This is a genomic window from Vreelandella nigrificans, assembly GCF_002374315.1.
Lineage (GTDB): Bacteria > Pseudomonadota > Gammaproteobacteria > Pseudomonadales > Halomonadaceae > Vreelandella > Vreelandella nigrificans.
The window spans coordinates 81,161-103,639 of the sequence record NZ_NWUX01000004.1; the positions used below are offsets into that span (position 1 = coordinate 81,161).

The 22,479-nt window shown below is 52.1% G+C and carries 19 protein-coding genes; 11 read left to right on the forward strand and 8 right to left on the reverse strand.

The window, feature by feature from the left end:
- Positions 1–4: 4 nt before the first annotated feature.
- Positions 5–1,354 (reverse strand): magnesium transporter, encoded by a 1,350-nt coding sequence (mgtE, locus tag CPA45_RS07195; RefSeq protein WP_078089649.1) that lies wholly within the window; start codon positions 1,352–1,354, stop codon positions 5–7.
- A 727-nt stretch (positions 1,355–2,081) separates the two neighbouring features.
- Between mgtE and CPA45_RS07200 the strand changes: the two genes are divergently transcribed.
- The 5 genes from CPA45_RS07200 (at position 2,082) to nhaD (ending at position 8,924) form a co-directional block, all read left to right on the forward strand.
- Entirely contained in the window at positions 2,082–2,882 is an 801-nt protein-coding gene (locus CPA45_RS07200; RefSeq protein ID WP_096650890.1) for an undecaprenyl-diphosphate phosphatase, read from the forward strand.
- 30 nt (positions 2,883–2,912) lie between these two features.
- Complete coding sequence (locus CPA45_RS07205) at positions 2,913–4,034, forward strand: FAD:protein FMN transferase (protein ID WP_096650891.1); 1,122 nt, start codon at positions 2,913–2,915, stop codon at positions 4,032–4,034.
- A gap of 1 nt (position 4,035) precedes the next feature.
- On the forward strand, positions 4,036–5,406 hold the full coding sequence (gene glmU, locus CPA45_RS07210) for a bifunctional UDP-N-acetylglucosamine diphosphorylase/glucosamine-1-phosphate N-acetyltransferase GlmU (RefSeq protein WP_096650892.1): 1,371 nt from the start codon (positions 4,036–4,038) through the stop codon (positions 5,404–5,406).
- A 53-nt stretch (positions 5,407–5,459) separates the two neighbouring features.
- Entirely contained in the window at positions 5,460–7,298 is a 1,839-nt protein-coding gene (glmS, locus tag CPA45_RS07215; protein WP_096650893.1) for a glutamine--fructose-6-phosphate transaminase (isomerizing), read from the forward strand.
- Between the two features lie 159 nt (positions 7,299–7,457).
- Complete coding sequence (nhaD, locus tag CPA45_RS07220) at positions 7,458–8,924, forward strand: sodium:proton antiporter NhaD (protein ID WP_096650894.1); 1,467 nt, start codon at positions 7,458–7,460, stop codon at positions 8,922–8,924.
- Positions 8,925–9,060: 136 nt separating this feature from the next.
- Here the strand turns inward: nhaD and CPA45_RS07225 are convergent, their stop codons facing one another.
- The 3 genes from CPA45_RS07225 to CPA45_RS07235 all read right to left on the reverse strand — a co-directional run bounded on the left by CPA45_RS07225 (position 9,061) and on the right by CPA45_RS07235 (position 11,868).
- On the reverse strand, positions 9,061–9,660 hold the full coding sequence (locus tag CPA45_RS07225) for a CBS domain-containing protein (protein WP_165771515.1): 600 nt from the start codon (positions 9,658–9,660) through the stop codon (positions 9,061–9,063).
- 112 nt (positions 9,661–9,772) lie between these two features.
- Positions 9,773–11,191, reverse strand: a complete 1,419-nt coding sequence (locus CPA45_RS07230; RefSeq protein WP_096650895.1) for an ATP-binding protein — start codon at positions 11,189–11,191, stop codon at positions 9,773–9,775.
- Positions 11,188–11,868, reverse strand: a complete 681-nt coding sequence (locus tag CPA45_RS07235) for a response regulator (protein ID WP_096650896.1) — start codon at positions 11,866–11,868, stop codon at positions 11,188–11,190. The genes CPA45_RS07230 and CPA45_RS07235 overlap by 4 nt, the downstream gene beginning before the upstream one ends.
- Before the next feature lie 158 nt (positions 11,869–12,026).
- On the opposite strand from CPA45_RS07235, the gene CPA45_RS07240 reads away from it, so the two are divergent.
- Together CPA45_RS07240 and CPA45_RS07245 are read left to right on the forward strand one after the other, a co-directional pair.
- Positions 12,027–13,007: a GNAT family N-acetyltransferase gene (locus tag CPA45_RS07240; protein ID WP_244287547.1), complete on the forward strand. Its 981-nt coding sequence runs from the start codon at positions 12,027–12,029 to the stop codon at positions 13,005–13,007.
- 183 nt (positions 13,008–13,190) lie between these two features.
- Positions 13,191–14,021: a c-type cytochrome gene (locus CPA45_RS07245; protein ID WP_096650898.1), complete on the forward strand. Its 831-nt coding sequence runs from the start codon at positions 13,191–13,193 to the stop codon at positions 14,019–14,021.
- 166 nt (positions 14,022–14,187) lie between these two features.
- Here CPA45_RS07245 and CPA45_RS07250 read toward each other — a convergent pair whose 3' ends face one another.
- Together CPA45_RS07250 and rep are read right to left on the reverse strand one after the other, a co-directional pair.
- The gene (locus CPA45_RS07250; protein WP_096650899.1) at positions 14,188–14,826 is read right to left on the reverse strand and encodes a YdcF family protein; all 639 of its coding nucleotides are present in this window, start codon (positions 14,824–14,826) and stop codon (positions 14,188–14,190) included.
- Between the two features lie 99 nt (positions 14,827–14,925).
- Positions 14,926–16,992, reverse strand: coding sequence for a DNA helicase Rep (gene rep / locus CPA45_RS07255; protein WP_096650900.1), 2,067 nt, complete (start codon positions 16,990–16,992; stop codon positions 14,926–14,928).
- Positions 16,993–17,086: 94 nt separating this feature from the next.
- On the opposite strand from rep, the gene CPA45_RS07260 reads away from it, so the two are divergent.
- The gene (locus tag CPA45_RS07260; protein ID WP_096650901.1) at positions 17,087–17,560 is read left to right on the forward strand and encodes a tRNA (cytidine(34)-2'-O)-methyltransferase; all 474 of its coding nucleotides are present in this window, start codon (positions 17,087–17,089) and stop codon (positions 17,558–17,560) included.
- 17 nt (positions 17,561–17,577) lie between these two features.
- Here the strand turns inward: CPA45_RS07260 and pyrE are convergent, their stop codons facing one another.
- Positions 17,578–18,243, reverse strand: coding sequence for an orotate phosphoribosyltransferase (gene pyrE, locus CPA45_RS07265; protein WP_096650902.1), 666 nt, complete (start codon positions 18,241–18,243; stop codon positions 17,578–17,580).
- Between the two features lie 138 nt (positions 18,244–18,381).
- Here pyrE and CPA45_RS07270 point away from each other — a divergent pair, with 138 nt between their 5' ends.
- On the forward strand, positions 18,382–19,149 hold the full coding sequence (locus tag CPA45_RS07270; protein ID WP_078089635.1) for an exodeoxyribonuclease III: 768 nt from the start codon (positions 18,382–18,384) through the stop codon (positions 19,147–19,149).
- Between the two features lie 84 nt (positions 19,150–19,233).
- Here the strand turns inward: CPA45_RS07270 and rph are convergent, their stop codons facing one another.
- Positions 19,234–19,971: a ribonuclease PH gene (gene rph / locus CPA45_RS07275; RefSeq protein ID WP_096650903.1), complete on the reverse strand. Its 738-nt coding sequence runs from the start codon at positions 19,969–19,971 to the stop codon at positions 19,234–19,236.
- A 142-nt stretch (positions 19,972–20,113) separates the two neighbouring features.
- On the opposite strand from rph, the gene CPA45_RS07280 reads away from it, so the two are divergent.
- The gene (locus CPA45_RS07280; protein WP_096650904.1) at positions 20,114–20,992 is read left to right on the forward strand and encodes a YicC/YloC family endoribonuclease; all 879 of its coding nucleotides are present in this window, start codon (positions 20,114–20,116) and stop codon (positions 20,990–20,992) included.
- A 238-nt stretch (positions 20,993–21,230) separates the two neighbouring features.
- Positions 21,231–22,463, forward strand: coding sequence for a tyrosine-type recombinase/integrase (locus CPA45_RS07285; RefSeq protein WP_096650905.1), 1,233 nt, complete (start codon positions 21,231–21,233; stop codon positions 22,461–22,463).
- The last annotated feature ends 16 nt before the right edge of the window (positions 22,464–22,479 follow it).

Sequence of the window (22,479 nt, forward strand, 5' to 3'; positions counted from 1 at the left end):
CTCGTTAGCTGGGAAGACCCAGAATAGCGGTAGCAAGGGCGAAGTAGATCAGCACCCCAGAAGCATCCGCGATAGATGTTACCAATGGAGCTGACGCTGTGGCTGGGTCAACGTTAAAGCGCTGCAGGATAAAGGGTAAAAGCATACCGATTAGGCTGCCGACCATGACAATCAGCACCATGGATAGCGCTACTACCATGGCAATCTCTGTTCCAGCACGGAAAATGCCTACTACGGATACCGCCAGCGCCATGGTAAGGCCCAGCCCTAGCGCTACACCGACTTCGCGCCCTAGCATTTTGGCCCAGTCTCGGGTGCGAACATCGCCGGTGGCCATCCCCCGGACCATGAGGGTTGCTGCCTGAGAGCCTGCGTTGCCACCACTATCTACCAGTAGTGGTAGGAAGAAGACTAGAGCAATATAGGCTTCAATGGTTTCCTCGAAGTGCGCAATTCCTGCCCCGGAAAAAATGTTGGCGAACACCAGCAATACCAGCCATACCACACGCTTACGGTAAAGTTCGTATAGGCTAGCCGAGCGCAGACTACCCTCCAGTTTTCCAATCGATACGCCTTTATGCATATCTTCGGTGGCTTCCTCTTCTGCCACATCCATGGCGTCATCGTAGGTCACAATGCCCACCAAACGTTCGCCACCGTTAATCACTGGCAGAGCTAACAGGTCGTAGTGAGCAATCAGGCGGCTCACCTCTTCCTGGGGAGTTTCGGCGGTGACGAAGACGACATCCTCAACCATTAGTTCTGAGATGGGCAGATGCGGTGCTGCCAAAATTAACTGGCGCAGTGACACTGCTCCTTTTAGCCGGCCTTGCACATCCACGCAGTAGATTTGATAGATAGTCTCCGCATCTGGGGCGCTGGCGCGCAGCAGGCTCAATGCTTCAGCGACATCAATATCCTCTGGAACGGCGACGTATTCCGAGGTCATTACCGCCCCCGCTGTACCTTCCTCATAGCTGGCCAGTTTGCGTAGGTCATCACGTTCACGCTTGGAAAGCTGACGTAATATGGCGGGTTGGCGGCCAGGCTCAACCAAGTGAAAAAGATCAGCGCGTTCATCGGCATCCATGCTCGATACTAGCTTGGCCAGTTCCTCATCGGTCATCTTTTCCGCGATATCGCGCTGTTGTTCGGTTTCCAGGTAGCCAAAGGTGGGGCCACGCTGGGCTTCGGGCAGTAGCATCAGCAGAGATAACACGGTATAGGCCGGCTCGTAGCGGGCAAAATCCGCGATATCGGCAGGCTGCATTTCTGAAACAACATGGGAAATTGCGCTTTGGTCATTACGCTGCATGGCGCTGCGTAATGATGCTGCTAATACGGCATAGCTCATTTTTCGCCTCCGGTTTTACCATTTTTTAAGGCGAGACAACCCTATCTTTATAACGCTTTAAATAGCTAGCGCGTCATAAAAAGATCATAAATCCTAATGCAGCTAAGTTAGCTGGATCGCTATCATTAAGTGCATAAAGACCGATTATAGGTAAAGGCAAAGAATGACCAATGGCTAGCCTCTTTCAATACATATCAGCCGAAGACAGAATGCGATAATGCATCTGTGGGCAGTATTTATAAGCGGCGAATAACCACTAGCTATCTCGCTATCAGCGCGAGACAGTGGATAAGATAGGCGAGAATAGATGTGCCAGGCAACGACGGCCTGGAAAAGCAGAGAGCGCTTACAGGCGAGTCGTGTGCGCTAGCAGGCCAGACTTATCGGCTGCCTCACGCGTGAATAATCGACTACTGGGATCTTCCATGGGTTGCTCTCAAAACCTTATTAATTGGTGAATAATAACCGCCAATCGAATTCATTTAGACGGTTTTATGTAATGCTTTTTAAAGACATATTTAATAAATATGTATAGCCTATAAAAAGACAGCCTATAAGCCTATAAAAAGCATGCGCGATGCTAAAAGCTAACACTGATGTTGTCAACTTGTTTAAGTGAGCGATGTTGGGTTGCTGGAGCTAAACGGTGGAGGCGGACAGACCGCTGAGCGACGTGTATCCTTAACAGCGTTTTGATATTAGTCACTCACCGACGTTGGGATACATTATGGATTGGCTACAAGTCATTGTTTTAGCAGTAGTTCAGGGAGTTACCGAGTTTCTACCTATTTCGAGCTCTGCCCACCTGATTTTGGTGCCGGTGCTCACCGCTTGGGACGATCAAGGGCTAGCTTTTGATGTGGCGCTGCATTTAGGCAGCTTAGCAGCGGTTATTTTATATTTTCGCCATGAAATTTTGCGCATGGTATTTAGTAGTGTCGATGCTCTGACAGGCAAAGGCGTTAATGAAGATGCCAAGCTGGCGCTATGGGTAGTGGTGGCCACGCTGCCTGTTTGTATTATTGGCTTTCTCGGGCGAGATCTGATTGCCGGTCATATGCGCTCGACACTGATTATCGGCATTAGCCTTATCGCTTTTGGCTTACTATTGGGCTACGCGGATTGGAAAAACCGAGGCAGCCGCAGTGAGTATCACATGCGTATGAAGGATGTGATGATTATCGGCTTCGCCCAGGCCCTGGCGCTGATTCCAGGCACTTCACGCTCAGGGATAACCATTACCGCCGCGCTGTTGTTGGGGATGAGCCGAGAGGGTGCTGCTCGTTTCTCTTTTCTGCTTTCCATTCCGGTGATTGTGTTGGCTGGCGGGCTAGAAGCTGTAGGGTTAGTAAGTTCACCAGAACCGATAGATTGGCCTGCCATGATTGTTGGTACGCTTCTATCGGGAATTAGCGCCTACCTCTGTATACACTACTTTCTAGTCGTTATTAAAAAATTGGGTATGCAGCCGTTTGTGGTGTACCGGGTGCTATTTGGTGCTTGGTTACTGTGGTTTTTCCACTTTTAATACGCATACCTACTGTTCAAGGGAAATATAATGAGACGCTACCACCGTTTGTCGAGTGCCGTCGGCTTAGTGCTGTTAGCCACCTTCATGGTTGCTGGGTGTTCAGAAAATGATCGCCCCCTTGATGCTCCTGTACGTTTTGAAGGGGGTATTTTTGGCTCTTTCTACCAAGTAACGGTAATGGACCCACTAACCCAAGGCGAAGCCAATGCATTGGAAGAGGGGTTCCTTGCGGAGCTTGAGAGTGTCGACCAAGCGATGTCGACGTACCGTGATGATGCTGAGTTGATTGCCTTTAACGAGGCCCCGCTCAACGAGTGGCAGCCACTCTCCAATGAACTTATCGAAGTGCTTGCCATTAGCCGTTCGGTATCTGAAGAGAGTGGCGGCGCTTTTGATATTACCGTTGGGGGCATCGTCAATTTGTGGAGTTTTGGCCCAGAAGCTCGCCCAGAGGAGGTGCCCTCAGATGCCGAGCTAAACGAGCGCTTGGCCACTATTGGGTATGATGCTATCGATGTAGACACTCACGCGATGCAAGCACGACGTACCCGGGATGTATTTGCTGACCTTTCTGGGGTGGCTAAAGGGCACGCTACTGACCGTGTTGCAGCGTACCTTGACCAGCAGGGGATAGAGCACTATCTGGTGAATTTAGGCGGCGACCTTATTTCCCGTGGTTATCGTAATAAAGAAACCCAAGAGCCTTGGCGTATCGGCATCGAAGTACCCCACACCGGCCCACAGCAGGCACAGCATGTATTACCGCTTGAAAATATGTCGGTAGCTACCTCTGGGGATTACCGTAACTATTTTGAGGTCGATGGCAAACGCTACTCGCATACCATTGACCCACGTACGGGTCGTCCTGTTACTAATCGCTTAGCCTCTGTCTCTGTGTTTCATCCCTCCAATGCCTGGGCTGATGCCTGGGCGACTGCGCTGACCGTCATGGGCAGTGAAGCTGGTATGCAACTGGCGCTGGAGCATGACCTGAATATGCTGATGTTAATCAAAGATGATGAAGGCCAATGGCGCAGCCTTGCTGCCCCTGCCTTCGTTAATTATTTTGGTGACGCGGTCGTGGAAGAGCTTGGCATTGACGCCTGGGAAGGCCCCGCAGCAGCCCGTGAAACGACCACAGGTGAATAACATGCAAGACCTCGATATTGTCATTCTCGCTGCGGGCAAAGGTACCCGCATGCGCTCTCAAACACCCAAGGTGCTACATGCACTGGCAGGTAAGCCGCTAGTAAGGCACGTGCTGGATACCGCTGCTGGGCTTAATCCAGCGCGTATCCACGTAGTGATTGGTTATGGTGCTGAAAAACTGCGAGAAGCGCTCGCTGATAGCCCTGTTTCGTTTGCCATCCAATCGGAACAAAAGGGTACCGGCCATGCCGTTGCACAAGCACAGCCTCAGTTAGGTAGCGGAAAGGTGCTGGTACTTTATGGGGATGTGCCCCTTATCCAGCGTGCTTCGTTGGATGCCCTTTTGAGTCAAGTGGATGAGCAGCACATGGGGCTTTTGACGGTCACCTTAGATGATCCCAGTGGTTATGGGCGTATTGTACGTAACGCTGAGGGCGAAGCGGTGGCTATTGTTGAGCAAAAGGATGCCAATACTGAGCAGCTCGCTATCACCGAGTGCAATACCGGCATCATGGCCATGACCAGCACCCAGCTTAAACGCTGGCTACCCCAGCTTTCCGCTGAAAACGCCCAGGGTGAGTACTACCTAACGGATGTGATTGCCATGGCTGCCCAAGAGGGCATTAAGGTATGCACCGCCCAACCCGCTGATCCGGTAGAAGTGGAGGGAGTTAATAATCGTGCCCAAATGGCACGCTTAGAGCGTGCCTACCAGCAGCATTTGGCCGATAAACTAATGGAGGAGCAAGGGGTTGCCCTAGCTGACCCAGCTAGGCTCGATATACGCGGTACGCTGACCTGTGGCCACGATGTGTTTATTGATGTGGGCTGCGTGTTTGAGGGTGAGGTAGCACTTGGTGAAGGCGTGCGGATTGGCCCCTACTGTGTGATTAAAAACAGCACCATTGGCGCTGAAAGCGTAATTGAGAGCCACAGCGTGATTGACACTACCGTAGCGGCGGGGCTGAATCACATTGGTCCCTTTGCGCGGTTACGCCCCGGTACGCGGTTAGCGGTAAAAGCCAAAGTTGGAAATTTTGTTGAAACCAAAAATGCTGAAGTGGGCGAGGGTAGCAAGATCAATCACTTAAGTTATGTTGGTGATGCGCATTTAGGGCGCAATGTAAACGTAGGCGCAGGTACGATCACCTGTAATTACGACGGTGCTAACAAGCACCGTACGGTGATTGGCGATAACGTCTTTATTGGCTCTAATAGCGCGTTAATTGCGCCGGTGAGTATTGGCAAAGGGGCGACCGTTGGCGCTGGTTCTACCATTGCCAAAGACGTTAGCGAGCAGGCGTTGGCTGTAACCCGAAGCCGTCAGTTGGAAAAGGGCGACTGGATCCGCCCGGCGAAAAAAACCAAGTAAGTCGACCCGCTACTTAGATAACCAAGTGTTAAAACGCCCAAGGAGAAACGTGTATGTGTGGCATCGTCGCAGCGGTTGCGCAGCGTAATGTGCAAGGGATACTGCTAGAAGGGCTCAAGCGCTTAGAGTATCGCGGCTATGATTCTTCTGGCATGACGGTGCTCCATAAAGGCTCCCTGACGCGCCACCGCGCCTTGGGTAAAGTGGCTGCCCTAGAGGAGCAGTTAATCAGTTCTGCCCTGCCTGGCTTTTATGGCATTGCTCATACGCGTTGGGCTACGCACGGAAAGCCATCCGAGGCCAATGCTCACCCTCATCACAGCAGCGACCAAGTTGCAGTGGTGCATAATGGCATTATTGAAAACTACGAGCATATTAAAGACACCTTGCAAGCCAGTGGTTATGTGTTTACCTCGGAAACAGATACCGAAGTTATTGCCCACTTGTTGGCAGACAAGCTGAACAGTGGGCTTGGGCTATTTGAGGCTACCCAACAGATCGTTAACGGCTTGGGGGGTGCCTATGCGCTGGGGGTCATGAGCGTTTCTGAACCTGGCATTGTAGTAGGTGCCCGTCAGGGTAGCCCGCTGGTCGTGGGCGTGGGGATTGATGAAGCATTTTTAGCCTCCGACCCGCTAGCACTTTTACAAGTGACCGACCGCTTCATCTATCTGGAAGAGGGCGATTTGGTAGAGCTAGGTGAGCAAGGGGCTATCCGCATTGTCAATCGCCAGGGTGAAGCAGTGGAGCGCCCTATTCACACCTTTGAGCATGGCGATGGTATCGCCAGCAAAGGTGAATACCGCCATTACATGCTTAAAGAGATTTTCGAGCAGCCCGAGGTCATTAATGCTGCGTTAGAAGGTCGGTTGAGCAACAACAGCGTACTGGTAGAGAGTTTTGGCCCAGAGGCACAGGCGCTGTTTGAGAGTACTCGTAATGTGCACATTATTGCCTGCGGCACCAGCTACCATGCAGGCCTAGTTGCTCGCTATTGGCTCGAACGTTATGCCGGTGTACCGGTGCAGGTAGAAGTTGCCTCTGAGTTCCGCTATCGCCACCCCGTTGTTCCTGAGGGAACGCTGTTCGTCACCCTGTCTCAGTCGGGTGAAACAGCCGATACGTTAGCCGCTCTTCGCTTTGCCCAAACACTTAGCTACATAGGCACGCTGGCGATTTGTAACGTACCAGGCAGTTCGCTGGTGCGTGAATCGGATATGTCATTGATGACGAGAGCGGGCCCAGAGATTGGCGTGGCCTCCACTAAAGCGTTTACTACCCAACTAGTGGCGTTAATGCTGCTAACGCTGTCGGTGAGTAAGTCCAAAGGCCAGCCAGAGCGTGCGGACACTGCAGCTGAGATAGTAAAGGCGCTACGACAGCTTCCCGGGCTTTGCCAACAGGTGTTGGCACTGGATAGCCAAATTGAGACCCTCTCCCAAGCGTTCGCTGAAAAGCATCACGCACTATTTTTAGGTCGCGGCGCCCATTACCCGATTGCCCTTGAGGGAGCACTTAAGCTTAAAGAGATCTCCTATATCCATGCGGAGGCCTATCCAGCGGGGGAGTTAAAGCATGGCCCGTTGGCGCTGGTGGATAGTGAAATGCCGGTTATTTCAGTGGCACCCAACGATGACCTATTAGAAAAACTTAAGTCCAACCTTCAGGAGGTCCGCGCTCGTGGTGGCCAACTGTTTGTGTTTGCTGATGAAAGTGTGGGTATTGAGGCACAAGAAGAGATTCGCGTTATAACGCTTCCTCATGTGCACGAAGCACTGGCACCACTGCTTTATACCCTGCCGCTACAGCAGTTGAGTTATCACGTGGCAGTGCTAAAAGGCACTGATGTTGACCAGCCACGTAACCTAGCAAAAAGCGTTACGGTGGAGTGATTAATCAGACTACGGTTAAGTAACATTAAGTTAGTCGAGACGCTAAACAAGATGCGGCAATGCGCCGCATTTTATGCGCAACCGTTGCGTTGCAGCATTTAATTAGGGTGCTTATCATTATGGCGGTCTATCTCTCTTCCCTGCCTGGGTGATATCGCTATGAAACCACCAAACGTCCTTGCAACTCGGCATACCACACGCCGAGCTGCTTGGCTGTTGTTCGTCTGCTGTCTTCTTGTATTTCCTTCCTTCTCTTATGCCGCTGCTGGGTCACTTGATCTTACGCTTTCTATTGCCGGTATCTCTTCTGTCGTGATCTTCGTGCTTGCTTATACGTTGGTGATGAGTGAAGAGCTACTGCACATGCGCAAATCCAAGCCTGTACTGGTCGCAGCAGGGCTTATCTGGGCCATAGTGGCTTGGGTCTATGTACAAGCGGGGATGCCGGAAGAGGCAGAAAGCGCCTTCCGTGAAACGCTGCTTGAATACACCGAGTTGCTGCTATTCTTGCTGGTCGCGATGACCTATATCAATGCCATGGAAGAGCGACGGGTGTTTGACGCGTTGCGCTCTTGGCTAGTGCGTAAAGGGTTTAGCTATCGCAGCTTGTTTTGGATCACCGGTGTGATGGCGTTTGGTATTTCGGCCATTGCTAACAATATGACCACTGCCATGTTGATGTGTGCAGTGGTGCTTAAAGTTGCGGAAGGCGACAATAAATTTATCAGCCTTTGCTGTGTCAACGTGGTGGTAGCCTCCAACGCAGGCGGTGCCTTTAGCCCGTTTGGTGATATCACCACACTAATGGTGTGGCAAGCAGGTCAGATTCCGTTTAGCGGCTTCTTTGTTTTGTTGATCCCCGCGGTGGTTAACTTCCTAGTGCCTGCTGTGATCATGAACTTTTTTATTGTTAATCGTCAGCCAGCGGCGCTACAAGAGAATGTTTGGCTTAAACGCGGTGCACGACGAATTATAGTGCTGTTTTTGCTGACTGTAGCTATCTCGGTACTGTGTCACTCAGTTCTCCATTTGCCGCCTGCAATGGGCATGATGTTTGGCTTAGGGCTACTGCAGTTCTTTGGTTACTATCTGCGTCGCAGCTTGCCGCGTTCGCTAGAACGTAAGCGGGAGCGTTACTCGCGTCGGGGTGATTGGAAGAAACTGGAACAGCTTGGCAGCGTGGTGCCGTTTGATATTTTTAGCCGTATTGCCCGCTCCGAATGGGACACGCTGCTGTTCTTCTATGGGGTAGTAATGTGCGTGGGTGGCCTTGGTTTTATGGGCTATCTCAGCCTGCTTTCCGAAACGCTATATGGCAGTTGGAATCCGGTATGGGCTAACGTGGTACTAGGGCTTATTTCGGCGGTTGTGGATAACATCCCGGTGATGTTTGCGGTACTTTCTATGGCTCCAGGTATGAGCGAGGGTAACTGGCTGCTGATTACCCTAACAGCGGGTGTAGGCGGTAGCCTGCTTTCCATGGGCTCCGCCGCGGGTGTGGCGCTAATGGGCCAGGCGCGGGGGATCTATACCTTTGCTGTTCATCTGCGCTGGGTGCCCGCTATTTTGTTGGGGTATGCCGCTAGCATTGCAGCACACCTATGGATTAATGCATCCATGTTTTGAAAGCATAAAAGATGTTTTAAAAGTGTAAAAACTAAAAGCCCCTCATTGAGTTAACTCAATGAGGGGCTTTTTGGTAGCGTAAGTAAAAATTATTGATGGTTAAACCCGAGCTGGTCTGTATTAGCTAGTCGTAACCTTAAAGGTCGTGGCCAGTAATCACCTGGCAAATTTCAGCGAAGCTTTTTGCCATGGGCACGGGGTTGATATCTTTGCCTACCGCACTCTGAATATCACTTGCCGAGATCAGGCCGCGAACTTTCAGTTCGTGGTTCTCGTCTTGCTCAGTGATTAATAAGTGCTGATCGGTAAAGGTTTCCATCGATATCACTAAATCTTCAATAGTAAGTGATGCTAGCTGGGCAAGAGGCATGGCACTGAGTTTATGCCATGGGGTCATAATCATCCCGGCGGTAACTTCTTCGTGGGTTAGATTACGCTGCTGCATTGCTAGATTAATGCGCCGAGTACCAATCACCTCTTTGGAAGTAATGACGCCAATACAGTGTGCGTTACTATCCATCACGAATAGCAAGCGTACACCGGCGTGGCGCATCTTAAGGTGAACTTCATCAATGGGCATATCAGCATCGATAGATTGAGGTGCCACTTGAGAAAAGTCGGTAAGTAGGCTCATTGCAGGGCTAGTGGGCAGTAACCGCTTTGGCGCTGGCGTGGTTAACTGAGGGGTAGCACCTAATTGAATGAGTGGTTTAGGTGAATATATAGCTTGATTCATCAGGAGACCTCCATGTAGCAAAGTGGCGAACCGTGCGTATCTGGCTCGCCGTGTAACTCCACAGTTGCACGCAATTCTTATCGCAACCTTAAGGGTTTGCTAAAAGGGCCTGCTAACTTTCAGGCTGGTGATCAATACTAGGGGCATTCGGTGCTGGTGGGCGTGGTAGGCTTATCTGCGCACGTAGCCCCCCACTGGGCGAATCTTCTAACTGTAATGTGCCTTTTAAGCGTGCCACAAGCCGCTCAACGATAGATAGCCCTAAACCTGAACCTGCGCTTGGGCCCGCGCGCTGAAAGCGTTCAATGGCTTTTGTGCGTTCATTGATGGGGATCCCAGGGCCTTGGTCATCAACGATTAACTGGAACTCTTGCGCGGAAGCCTCCAGCGTGATGCTGATCGCACTTTTGTTGGGAGAGTGTTGAATGGCATTGCCGACTAAATTTTGTACTACTGTTTCAATGGCACCGGGTTCTTCCATAATTAACCAGTCCGTTTGCTCATCTGCATTTAACAGTAGCTGCTGGCGGCGTTCTGCGGCTAATGGTGAAAGTTTGGCCAGGGTTTCGCGTACTTCGCGCAGCAGATGTGAACGACGGTAATCGGGCTGCGTCTCGTCCTCGGGTTCCAAGCGAGCCAGGGTCAATAACTGAGTGACTAAGCGTGTAGAGCGTGCAACGCCACTGCGCAGGTGGTTGAGCGCCTCCTGGCGGTCCTCAGCATTATCGGCGGTCAGTGCATTTTGGGCGTGTAGATCAAGCACGGCTAAAGGGGTGCGCAGCTCATGGGTAGCATCAGCAATGAAGCGCTTTTCGCGTATCCGCATTTGTCGGATGCGTTCTAACAGCCTGTTCAGCGCCCCTGCAATGGTGTCCAGTTCTTGGGGCAGTGGGTTGAGTGTTAGGGGCTGTAAGTTATGCGGATCACGCTTGCGAATCTGTTCAGCCATCCGCGATAGTGGCGCTAATCCCCAACCAATCGACCACCACAGCAGGGCTGTTAGTAGTGGTAGACCAAATAGGTCGGGCATTAACGTTCTCATTGCCACTTCTCGAATGATTTCACTACGCACGTCTTCGCGTTCACTCACCGCAATCCGTTGGTTGGAACCGGCTACGTCCAATACATAAATGCGCCAATCGTAGCCATCAACATACTGGCTAATGAAGCCAGGAGGGTAATCGGCCAAGGGCGATTCAGGGGCATTGGCGGAACGTAGTACCAGGCGATCATCTTCCCATAACTGAAAGGCCAATCTGCTTTCATAGGGATGCCCAGCAAAGCGTGTGTTGGTAAGTTCTGCACGCCTTAGCGTGTTTTCCAGGCTATTGAGCAACACGCTGCGATACTCATCGGGTAACTCTGCTAGCAGCAATCCTTCTAATAAACGCGCGTTTTGGGTCAGGCTGGCATCGTGAAGTTCTTCAATCTCATGGGCAGCGTAGCGATAGCTGATAAACCCAATCACCAGCATACTCAGGCCGAACACCAGCAGCGCTAGCCCCAGCGTGCGTCGTCGAATAGATGTCATGAGCGCTCATCCTGATCGGCTTTATCCATGACATAACCAATGCCACGCACAGTACGAATCAGTGTTGGAAAAAATTTACGACGCAGATGATGCACATGTACCTCAATGGCGTTGCTCTCTACATCTTCGTCCCAGCCATATACCAAGCGGGTTAGCGTATCGCGGGTAAATACCCGTCCAGGATGGCTCATAAACTCTTGCAGAAGGGTGAGTTCCCGGCGGGATAATACAACCGCTTGGTCTTGATAACTGACCTGCATGGTTAACGGGTCAAGATGAATACCTCTGCACTCCAAGGTGCTATTGACCTGGCCATTACTACGCCGCAGTAAGGCGCGCAAGCGTGCCTTTAATTCTGCGACTTCAAATGGCTTGGTTAAATAGTCATCAGCGCCGCCATCTAACCCTGCGATGCGGTCATCGACCGCATCCCGAGCAGTGAGCACTAAAATAGGCACGCGATTGCCATGGCGACGCACGGCTTCCAACACCTGCATACCGTCCAGACGTGGCAGCCCGAGGTCGAGTATCACCGCATCAAAAGGTTCGCTCTCTTTTAATGCTGCCACGGCACTGACACCATCACTTAGGTGGTCCACCGTAAAGTGCTCGGGCTTTAATGCCAAACGAATTCCCGAGGCCAAACTGGGGTCGTCCTCAACTAACAATATGCGCATGGCAGAATGGTTACTCCTCTACATCAACCGCCGCCACCCAGTACTTAAACTTCTCGGCACTTAAATGTGGCGTTAGCAGGCCCAGACCGTCAGGATGGGTGTTATATGTTGTACTTTAATAACCTAGCACGCTTTGTTACTGCTTCGGAGTTTTGCCATTGGCTAAACCGCATCAGCATCCCTCAAGCTCCTTATCTGTTATCCCCTGTCCGTCAGATAAGCGGCGTGAAGCATTATTACATCTAGCGGCAGCCCACGATTCGACACAGCAGCAAATGCTTAGCATAGCCTTAAAGGGCATGGTGAACGCATCAGATGAAGAGTGGCAGGGGTTGTGGGTAAGTTACCTGGATGGTCAGATGAATGGTGCTGTCTGGGTGCAGCGTTTACCTGGGAATATGGCGCGGTTGTGGTTGCCAAGAATGCAAGGGGAAACAATCCCAGAGGGAACCAGCCATGGGTCACCCAACGTTACAGGGGCGCCTATTCACGCGCTGTTAGATGCAGCGCACCAATGGGTGAAAAAGCACAATATTCGACTGTGCCACCTGGAGCTTGCTTCCCAGTCCCATGAAACAGAAGCGCTGCTGCTACAGCACGATATGCAGCCGTTGGTTACGTTGGCGTACTTAACCTGCAACAGTACCCGGCGTTTAGCGTTAAATTCAGAGATTTTTTTATCACTGCAGCCATTTAGTAAGCTTTCCGACGTAGAACAGCTCGACCTTTTGGCCGCAGTAGGGCGTGACTCGCTGGATAGCTGTGCGCTGCGTGACATTCTCTCGGTGCAAGAGCTCCTAGCGGGCTTTTACCAACAAGCCCCCCAAGCACCACAGCATTGGTATGCAGTTAGTTATCAACAGGCGCTAGTAGGTGTGCTATTGCTTGCAGCTCGTCCGGCGCTAGACCGTTGGGAGCTACTGTTAATGGGGCTAACACCCGAATGGCGTGGTCAGGGGCTTGGTCGTGCGCTATTGAATAACGCACTGAGCCTTACTCAGCAGGCGGGAATCGCCGAGGTTATGCTGGCGGTAGACGAACTTAATCTACCTGCTCGACGAATTTACCAACAGGCAGGCTTTAAAACCTATGCTGAGCAGCGTTTATTTGCCTGGAAAGGTGGTAGCGAACTGGGCTAATTGTCAAAATAAGGCACAAATAGCTAGCGTAAGAGGGATTGGCGCGCTTAGTAGCATTTTCTTACCCTTGGGGTTCTCGGTATACTAACTCGATACGCATGTTTTGGCGTCCCGGCGGAGCAGGTCGGTGCGCACAGGGGTTAAGCACAAACGTTTTATGACAATACCCAAGAGGTGGTGAGAGTGAAATCTAAGCTGATCATGAGCGGGCTGGCGGCCCTTGGCGTCATGGCAGGCACATCTAGTGCTTATGCCAGCGATGCCGCACGTGACGCAATGGCAGAGCGCCTGGCACCTGTAGGCCAACTCTGTTTACAGGGACAAGACTGTGGTACTGCAGCAGCTCCAGCGGCGGCGAGCAATGGTGGCGACAGTATTGACGGCGCCGGCATCTATAACCGTATTTGTATGGCGTGTCATGAAACAGGCGCTGCCGGTGCCCCGGTTCGCGGTGACGAAGCTGCTTGGGCGGAACGTACAGAGCAAGGTTTTGCTACGCTTCTTGAGCACTCTATCAATGGTATTGGCGCGATGCCTGCCCGTGGTGGTAACCCCAACCTTTCCGATGAAGAGATGGAAGCCTCAACGGCTTACCTACTTGAGCCGGTGATGGACGTGCCTGAGCTAGGTGGCAGTGACGAGGCTGCCAGCGATGATGTGGCCGCAGCAGAGGCAGCGGACGAGACAGTAAGCGAAGAAGTTGTCGAGGCTGACGTCGCCGCTGATGAAGAAGCGGTTGCCAGTGCAGAAGACGCCAGTAACGGTGGTAGTGGTTTAGATGGCGAAGCATTGTATGCCAGCACAGGTTGTGTTGCTTGCCACGCAGCAGGCGTTGCGGGCGCACCGCTGATTGGCGATGCTGACGACTGGGGCCCACGTATTGATAAAGGTATTGATGAGCTTTATGCCAGCGTATTCAACGGCCTGGGTGTGATGCCTCCTCGCGGTGGTAGCAGCGCCTCTGACGAAGAAATTATGGCCGTTGTGGATTATATGGTGTCGCAAGTTCAGTAAGTAATTGTTGCTCGGTAGCAAGTAAGACCGAGTGGTGAGTAGCGTAGAATTATCCACAGGTGGGTTTACAAAACCTCCTGTGGATATTTTTTGTGTATTTGTCTCAGCAAATATCACTTAGCTCGGCAGCGCGCCTTCAGCTCAGCAGAAAGCGTGTCATGAAAAGTCAGGTGGTCAACGAGATCATGTGGCTGTCAAAGCCATTTTCGGCCAAGTATTGGTATGAGGTCCAAACATCGTCCGGCACCTCAGTTGCGATCTGGAACCCAGCATCAGGGTATTTGATGAGCCTATCAATGTCCCCGACCATCTCTGCAATCAAACCAAAAACCCCGACAACGTTGGATACTTCGTCGGGGAAGCGGATCGGCGGTCCATCTGCTCGCACATTGGCGTCGGGCCACTGGACTGGTGCAGTTGTGAGGACTCGTCGAATAGAATTCAGTTTCGTAATAAAAGTCACTTTTCTGGCCGTGGGAACAAGAAGGCGCGCATTGCGAATATTCTCAGCGAAGTTCGTCGCCTCAGTATCAAGGATTATCGATTTGTCAGGAATAGAGTGCTGACGGGCTCGCTTTGCAAAGATTCGCGCTTCGGTTTCGCTCCATAGATGATGGGTCCAGTTTCCGGTTCGCCCGGTAATTAGCAGCTGATCGAATTTGTGGCGCTTGAAAAGATCGCAGGCATAATCACATACGCGCAGATCGTACGATCCGCAGACAACCAGTAGTCCTTCCTGATGATAGCCAGGAGAGGCGGTGAGATAGCGCCATAAGATCAGCGCATGACTCATTGTTGATGTCATTACCAATCCCTCTGCAGACAGCTGTTAGTCTGATCGTGTTGGAAGCGAAAACAGCTCCTCTCCCAAGACAAGTGGTTCTCTTAAGCCAGTAGAAAGCTTTCAGCCCAATAAAGAGCGCAACCCGGCAATAGCATCTTTACCCCTGGCCTGCTTTTTGTCTGGGTCCTCTTTATCTGCGCGGCCTTCCCATTCCAAATCATCGCCTGGCAGTTCGTCTAAAAAGCGGCTTGGCTGGCAGTCCATCAGTTCACCGTAGGCTTTACGCTGGCGTGCGAGCGTTAACGTTAGTGTGCGCCGTGCCCTTGTGATACCCACGTAGGCTAAGCGCCGTTCCTCTTCTACGGTACCCATCTCAATGGCATTGCGGTGGGGCAGCAGGTCCTCCTCCAAGCCCATTAAATAGACATGGGGAAACTCAAGCCCCTTTGAGGCGTGCATGGTAAGTAGCTGTACGCGGTCGGAGTCATCTTCCTCTGCCTGTTGTTCCAGAATATCGCGCAGCACCAAACGTGAAATAGCGGCTTCCACGCCGTCAGTTTCTGTCTCGGTAGAAGCGGTATCATCTTCTGGGTCGCGGTTAAGCGATTTCTCCAACTGATCGATTAATATCCATACGTTAGCCATGCGCCTTTCAGCAACAGTGGGCGCGCTGGCATTTTGGTAGAGCCACGCCTCGTAATCCATATCCCGTAACATATCGCGGATTGCAGCAATCGCATCGCCTTGGTCCATACGCTTGCGCACGCCATCGATAAAGTGGGTAAAGCGCGAAAGCCGTTCCACAGCGCGGGTCGGCAATACTTGTTCTAGCCCCAACTCGTGACAGGCGGAAAACAGCGAGATAGTGCGCTCATTGGCATAGTTGGCAAGTTTTTCCAGCGTGCCGGGGCCAACTTCCCGACGGGGTACGTTCACAATGCGCAAAAAGGCGTTGTCGTCGGCGGGGTTAATCAGTAGCCGAAGGTAAGCCATGGTGTCTTTGATCTCGTTACGCGAGAAAAACGACGTGCCGCCGGAGAGCTTGTAAGGGATTTGGTAATGCTGCAGCTTAAGCTCTAATAGTCGTGCCTGGAAGTTACCCCGATAAAGCACCGCAAAATCGCGCCACTCGGCTTTTTCCTTAATACGCCGAGTGAGCATTTCGCTAGCAACGCGCTCAGATTCAGCTTCTTCATGGCGGTTGACGATCACCCGAATGGGAGCGCCATCGCCCATATCCGACCACAAGGTTTTATCGTAAACGTGGGGGTTATTGGCGATCAGTGTGTTGGCAGCGCGCAATATAGTGGCGGTAGAGCGGTAATTTTGCTCCAGCTTGATAACTTTTAAGCGAGGAAAATCCTCGCCAAGGGTTACCAGGTTCTCGGGCCGCGCACCGCGCCACGCGTAGATTGACTGGTCATCATCACCCACCACCGTGAAAGTAGCTCGTTCGGCCATCAACAGCTTTACTAGCAGGTACTGGGAAACGTTAGTGTCCTGGTACTCGTCCACCAACATATAGTGGATTTTGTTCCGCCAGCGGGCCAGCGCTTCGGGGTCACGTTGGAGAAGCACTACCGGTAGTAGAATAAGGTCGTCGAAATCCACCGCATTGTAAGCTTTTAAATGGCGTACATAGGCTTCATAGACCCGTGCGGCAAAGTGCTCGTCATCATCAGCGGCAAACGATAGCGCGTCACTGGGCAGTACCAAATCGTTTTTCCAGGTAGAAATTTTACTCTGTACGGCGTTAATCTGCTCAGCATCTACCTGGGCATCTTTGTTCATTAAATCTCGCAGCAGCGCCTTGGCATCTTCAGGATCGAACAGCGAAAAGCCCGCTTTATAGCCCAGGGTTTTTAACTCACCGCGAATAATGTTTAGCCCCAGGTTGTGAAATGTCGACACCGTTAGCCCATGGCCCTCCTTGCCCTTCAGCATTTGTCCGACGCGCTCTTTCATTTCTCGGGCGGCTTTGTTGGTAAAGGTCACCGCCGCAATCTTACGCGCGCTCATGCCGCACTCTTGCACCAAGTAAGCGATTTTGGTGGTGATTACGCTGGTTTTACCGGACCCCGCGCCTGCCAAAACCAAACAGGGGCCATCGATGTAGCGCACCGCTTCCTGCTGGCGCGGGTTGAGCCCTTTAATGCGGCTAAGGATGCTCGTTGGCGGTTGGGGCATAACGAAGGGTGACCTCTACAAGTGTTTCTGAGTAATTTCTATTACAATCAGCGGCGCTGGCGAATGCATATGAGCACATAATAGGCAGGTGGTGATGTTTGAAGTAGCGCTATTTGAACCGCGGATGGCTCCCAACACGGGCAACATTATGCGCCTGGTGGCTAACAATGGCTGCCGATTACACTTAATTGAACCGCTGGGCTTTGATCTCGAAGAGAAAAAGCTGCGCCGTGCCGGATTAGACTACCGCGATCTCGCCAACGTAACCCGCCATGCGGATTTTACGGCGTTTCAAGCGGCGATGCAGGGGCGCACCATTTGGGCGATTACCACCAAGGGCACCCGTGCCCACAGCGAGGCTCCGTTTGCGCCTGGTGATGTGCTGCTATTTGGCTCGGAAACGGCGGGGCTTTCGCCTCAGGTACATGCCTCACTGCCTGCCGAACAGAAGCTGCGTATCCCCATGCAGCCTAATAACCGCAGCCTAAACCTTTCTAACGCTGTTGCCATCGTCAGCTACGAAGCATGGCGCCAGCAAGGTTATGCTGGCGCTTTAGCGGCTAACTAAGTAAACACGCCTTAATCTTAGCCTACGATACCGTAGCGGGCGCGATAGGCGCGCACAGCTTCGGCGTAGGCCAACATTTCGCTTCCAGCATGCTCTTCAAGGTAAGTGAGTACTTGCTCTAGGGTAACAATGCTAACCACTGGCATGCCGTACTGGGCCTGTACTTCCTGGATGGCACTCTGTTCACCCTGGCCACGTTCTTGGCGGTCAAGCGCAATAATCACGCCACCTGCGCGGGCCCCGCTTTGCTCAATTAGGCCCATAACCTCACGAATGGCGGTACCAGCAGTAATGACATCATCAATAATCAAAATGTCGCCAGCAAGTGCTGCGCCCACAATGTTGCCGCCTTCGCCGTGGGTTTTGGCCTCTTTACGGTTAAACGCATAGGGCATATCACGGTCGTGATGGTCGGCCAAGGCCGCTGCGGTGACCGCCGCCAGCGGAATGCCCTTGTAAGCTGGACCAAACAGCACGTCGGCCTTTAGGCCGCTATCGACAATTGCCTGGGCGTAGAAGCGACCCAACTTAGCTAAGGCGCGGCCGGTCTGAAACAGGCCTGCATTGAAGAAGTAAGGGCTTACTCGCCCCGATTTAAGCGTGAACTCGCCAAACTTGAGTACGCCCTGCTCGATAGCGAAGGCAATGAAATCGCGCTGGTAGGGTTGTAGAGTGGTAGCCACGGCGGTCTTCTCTTGTCGATAGAAATGTAAGTCAAACGCAACAATAAAACAGGGTTAAATAGCAAGAATTGGTTTGTCTATTTACCCAAACGTCTAAACGTCGGGTATCATACAGCAGCGACGCAAAAGGGACGATTTATGAAAATTGCCAGCATCAATGTCAATGGTATACGTGATGCCGTCGACCGTGGCTTCCTGGACTGGCTGGCTCAGCAGGATGCCGATGTGGTCTGCGTGCAGAACATCAAGGCAAAAAGTTTCGAACTGGGTGACCATATTCTCTATCCGGAAGGCTATGAAGGCTACTTTCTGGATGCTGAAGAAGATGGTTTCGCCGGTGTGGCACTCTATTGCCGTAAAATCCCCAAGGCCATTATGTACGGTCTGGGGTTCCCACAGTGTGACCACGAAGGGCGCTTTCTGCAGGCGGATTATGAACGCTTCAGTATTGTCTCTTTCCTGATGCCTGACGGGAGTGATCAAAAAGCCAAGCAGGCGTTTATGGAGCAGTACCAAGAGTACCTGACGAAGATGTCTCGCAAACGTCGCGAATATATCCTCTGCGGTACTTGGCACATTGCCCATAAAACCGTCGATTTGGCCAACTGGTCGGACAATCAGCTCACTTCTGGTTTCCGTCCGGAAGAGCGCGCCTGGATGGATCAGGTGCTTGGCCCAACCGGTTTTATCGACACTTTCCGCGAGATCAATCGCGACGCTGGTGAATATACCTGGTGGCCAAAGCTTGACCAAGACGTGCCCCGTGAGCGCCAGGAAGGCTGGCGGATCGACTACCAACTGGTCGGCCCCAACTTCCGTCGCCACGTGGTAGACGCGTGGATTGATTACGATGCGACCTTCTCCGAGTTCGCACCGCTGATCGTTGAGTATGACTTAGCGCTCTAAGCGCTCACTTTCCCGCGTCGCCTCTCGTTATGAGTAACCAACAACAGGCCAGCTGTTAGCTGGCCTGTTGCTTCGCCTCACATTTCACCCACGAATTCCCAGCGCTTCGCGCTGTTGCTCGCGTAGCTCTCCGCCGGCTTTTTCGGCAAGATCAAGCATCGCGTTTAGCTCAGCACGGGTAAACGCACCAGCTTCCGCTGTGCCCTGCACTTCTATCAGCTCACCGCTTTCGGTCATCACCACGTTTAGATCGGTGTCGGCTTTGCTGTCTTCTGGATAGTCTAAATCCAGCACCGGCACGCCTTTGTAGATACCCACCGAAACGGCACTGACCAACTGCTTGAAGGGGTCGCCTTTGATCTTTTTCTCGCGTTGAAGGTGGCGAATAGCATCCACCAAGGCCACGCAGCCGCCGGTAATCGCTGCAGTGCGGGTACCGCCATCAGCCTGGATCACGTCACAATCCACGGTAATGGTGAACTCACCCAACTTCTTGAGGTTGATGGCAGCGCGTAGACTGCGGCCAATCAAACGCTGGATTTCCAGCGTGCGGCCACCCTGTTTGCCCTGGGTTGCTTCACGGTTGCTGCGGGTGTGGGTCGCACGGGGCAGCATGCCGTATTCGGCAGTGACCCAACCCTGATTCTTGCCACGCAGCCAGCGCGGTACGCCAGCTTCCACGCTCGCATTACACAGCACCTTGGTATCGCCAAACTCCACCAGTACAGAACCTTCCGCATGGCGAGTGTAATCGCGGGTTAAGCGAATCTCACGGAGCTGGTCGGCTTGGCGACCGCTGGGGCGAACAACATCAGGACGCATAGCACCTCACATCATCTTAAGGGGGAAAAGCCCTCCATTGTACACGTCAATTCCACTGCTGATGGGTCTATTCAAGGAAGGAATATCAACCAGCCCAATATCGGGTAGACTGATGTAAATGCACGATTAATAGGAAACATTCATGGCTAACCTACGCCAAGTACACAGCATGACCGCCTTTGCTCGCACCGAGCAAGCAGCCCCTTTTGGCACCCTACAGGTGGAAATTCGCTCGGTGAACCAGCGCTATTTAGAGCCCCATTTCCGCCTGCATGAAAGCCTGCGCGATTTAGAGCCGGTGCTGCGAGAAGCGCTGCGTACGCGCCTGGCGCGAGGCAAAGTGGAGTGTAGCCTACGTTTTGAAGCAGCCGAGGCCAATGAGGCCCCCGCAGTTAATGCTCGGCGTCTAAAAGAGATTGCCGATGCCCTTGCGGCGATTCATCAGCAGGTGCCTAGCGCAGCAGCACCGACGACCCTGGAATTACTCAACCAGCCCGGCGTAATGGAAACCCAACATCTGGATCAAGACGCCATCAAAGCCGCCGCCAAAGCGCTGTTTGATCAAGCGCTAAATGAGCTAATTGACGCCCGCGCCCGGGAAGGGGAAAAGCTTGCCGAGATGATCACCACCCGCCTGACGGCCATCAGCGAGCAGGTCGCCACCGTGCGTAGCTTGCTGCCACAGATTCTAGAACGTCAACGCGCCCAACTGCTGGAGCGTTTAGAAATCGCCAAAACCGAACTCGACCCGCAACGCCTGGAAGCCGAGTTGGTTCTGGTGGCACAAAAAGCTGATGTGGATGAAGAGCTAGACCGCCTAACGGCGCATATCGAAGAAGTGAGCCACCAGCTCGCCCAGAAAGGCCCCAAAGGCCGCCGGTTGGACTTTCTAATGCAAGAGCTCAACCGCGAAGCCAACACCCTCTCGTCAAAATCGGTGGTGGCTGAGACGACCCGCTGCGCGGTGGAGTTGAAGGTGTTGATTGAGCAGATGCGGGAGCAGATTCAGAATATTGAGTAATGTCTATGGTTGTCTAAATAGATATATAAGATATTGTTTTGTAATTATTTAATATCAGGCGTTGTCTACGATTGTCTACCATAATCCAGCCTAAGCCATCGTTAAGTGGGTAGTAAAGTGGGTAGTAAAATGCCATGCTACCCACCAGTTAGACAGGATTTCGTTCAATTACTACCCATTTTTGATACAAGTTATTGAACCTAATATAAAAAATTTGAAGCGTTAGCGGAGGGGGAGAATGGGAAGCTTTACTGCCAGGAAAGTCCAGTCGTTGATAAGTAAATCCAAGCCAGGACGCTATGGTGATGGCAACGGCTTGTATTTGATGATTCCTAAGGCAGGAGCTGCTTACTGGATGTGCCGCTACACCTTCGCTGGTAAACGCCGTGGTATGACACTGGGTAAGTGCCACCAGCTCTCTCTGGCTGAAGCCCGTGAACAAGTGGTCGAGACCCAGAAGACTATCCGTAACGGCACCGACCCCCTTGCAGAGCGTAGGCGTGATGAGCAAATAACGATCAACACTGTGCAGGACCTATTCGACGACTGGCATCAAGATTTAGAGAAGCGCCTCAAGCGTCCCAACATCCCAAAACGCGTATTTGAAAGAGATATTGCTCCTGCCATCGGTTCGCTAACGCTGGATAACGTTACACCAATGGATGTACGTGCCATCGTCAGAAACGTAACTAGCAGCGGTCGACCTACTATTGCAAATGATGCCTTAATGTATTTGAAACAGCTATTTAACCACGGCATCAAGCTAGGACTGATTACTTATAACCCTGCTTCGGCTTTTAACGTCAACGATGCGGGTGGGGTCGAGAAAAGCAGGAACAGAGCACTAAGCACCAATGAACTCAGTAAAGCTTTTACTGTGTTCAGGGAGAACCGTACTAGCTTTACCCGTGATAACTACCTCGCTTGCGCACTACTGGTCGTTTTAGGAGTACGCAAAACAGAGCTTACAGAGGCTAAGTGGTCAGAGTTCGACCTCAATGATGCGAGATGGGGTTTACCGGGCGAACGTAGCAAATCTGGGGTTGGGATTGAGATACCTCTCCCTCCACAAGCTATCGCTTGGCTGGAGGAGCTACAGATTCGCGCTTGTGGTTCGCCGTATGTGTTTCCTAGCCGTCGTAGTAGTAAGCAACCCCATATGGGCAAGGACACACTGAATCGCGCCATTACTAAGCTATTTGGTAAGGAGCCAGGCAAGAAGCAACAGCCCGAGAATAGAATGGGCGATCTCGCCGAGTTTACAGTGCATGACCTACGGCGTACCTGTCGGAGCTTATTGGCTGAGTTGGGAGTGCCTGGCCACGTTGCTGAGCGCTGCTTGAATCACAAGCTTAAGGGCGTCGAAGGTATTTATGACCGGTATGATTATTACGAAGAGCGAAAACAGGCCTTGATCAAAGTAGCTGGAATAGTCGCAATTATTGTTGATATGGAAGCTAGAATAGTTTGAAATATAATTATTCAGC

Bases quoted from the DNA above. Each gene is read 5' to 3' on its own strand.
- mgtE (WP_078089649.1), bottom strand. From the start codon at position 1,354: ATGAGCTATGCCGTATTAGCAGCATCATTACGCAGCGCCATGCAGCGT.
- CPA45_RS07200 (WP_096650890.1), top strand. From the start codon at position 2,082: ATGGATTGGCTACAAGTCATTGTTTTAGCAGTAGTTCAGGGAGTTACC.
- CPA45_RS07205 (WP_096650891.1), top strand. From the start codon at position 2,913: ATGAGACGCTACCACCGTTTGTCGAGTGCCGTCGGCTTAGTGCTGTTA.
- glmU (WP_096650892.1), top strand. From the start codon at position 4,036: ATGCAAGACCTCGATATTGTCATTCTCGCTGCGGGCAAAGGTACCCGC.
- glmS (WP_096650893.1), top strand. From the start codon at position 5,460: ATGTGTGGCATCGTCGCAGCGGTTGCGCAGCGTAATGTGCAAGGGATA.
- nhaD (WP_096650894.1), top strand. From the start codon at position 7,458: ATGAAACCACCAAACGTCCTTGCAACTCGGCATACCACACGCCGAGCT.
- CPA45_RS07225 (WP_165771515.1), bottom strand. From the start codon at position 9,660: ATGAATCAAGCTATATATTCACCTAAACCACTCATTCAATTAGGTGCT.
- CPA45_RS07230 (WP_096650895.1), bottom strand. From the start codon at position 11,191: ATGACATCTATTCGACGACGCACGCTGGGGCTAGCGCTGCTGGTGTTC.
- CPA45_RS07235 (WP_096650896.1), bottom strand. From the start codon at position 11,868: ATGCGCATATTGTTAGTTGAGGACGACCCCAGTTTGGCCTCGGGAATT.
- CPA45_RS07250 (WP_096650899.1), bottom strand. From the start codon at position 14,826: ATGACATCAACAATGAGTCATGCGCTGATCTTATGGCGCTATCTCACC.
- rep (WP_096650900.1), bottom strand. From the start codon at position 16,992: ATGCCCCAACCGCCAACGAGCATCCTTAGCCGCATTAAAGGGCTCAAC.
- CPA45_RS07260 (WP_096650901.1), top strand. From the start codon at position 17,087: ATGTTTGAAGTAGCGCTATTTGAACCGCGGATGGCTCCCAACACGGGC.
- CPA45_RS07270 (WP_078089635.1), top strand. From the start codon at position 18,382: ATGAAAATTGCCAGCATCAATGTCAATGGTATACGTGATGCCGTCGAC.
- rph (WP_096650903.1), bottom strand. From the start codon at position 19,971: ATGCGTCCTGATGTTGTTCGCCCCAGCGGTCGCCAAGCCGACCAGCTC.
- CPA45_RS07280 (WP_096650904.1), top strand. From the start codon at position 20,114: ATGGCTAACCTACGCCAAGTACACAGCATGACCGCCTTTGCTCGCACC.
- CPA45_RS07285 (WP_096650905.1), top strand. From the start codon at position 21,231: ATGGGAAGCTTTACTGCCAGGAAAGTCCAGTCGTTGATAAGTAAATCC.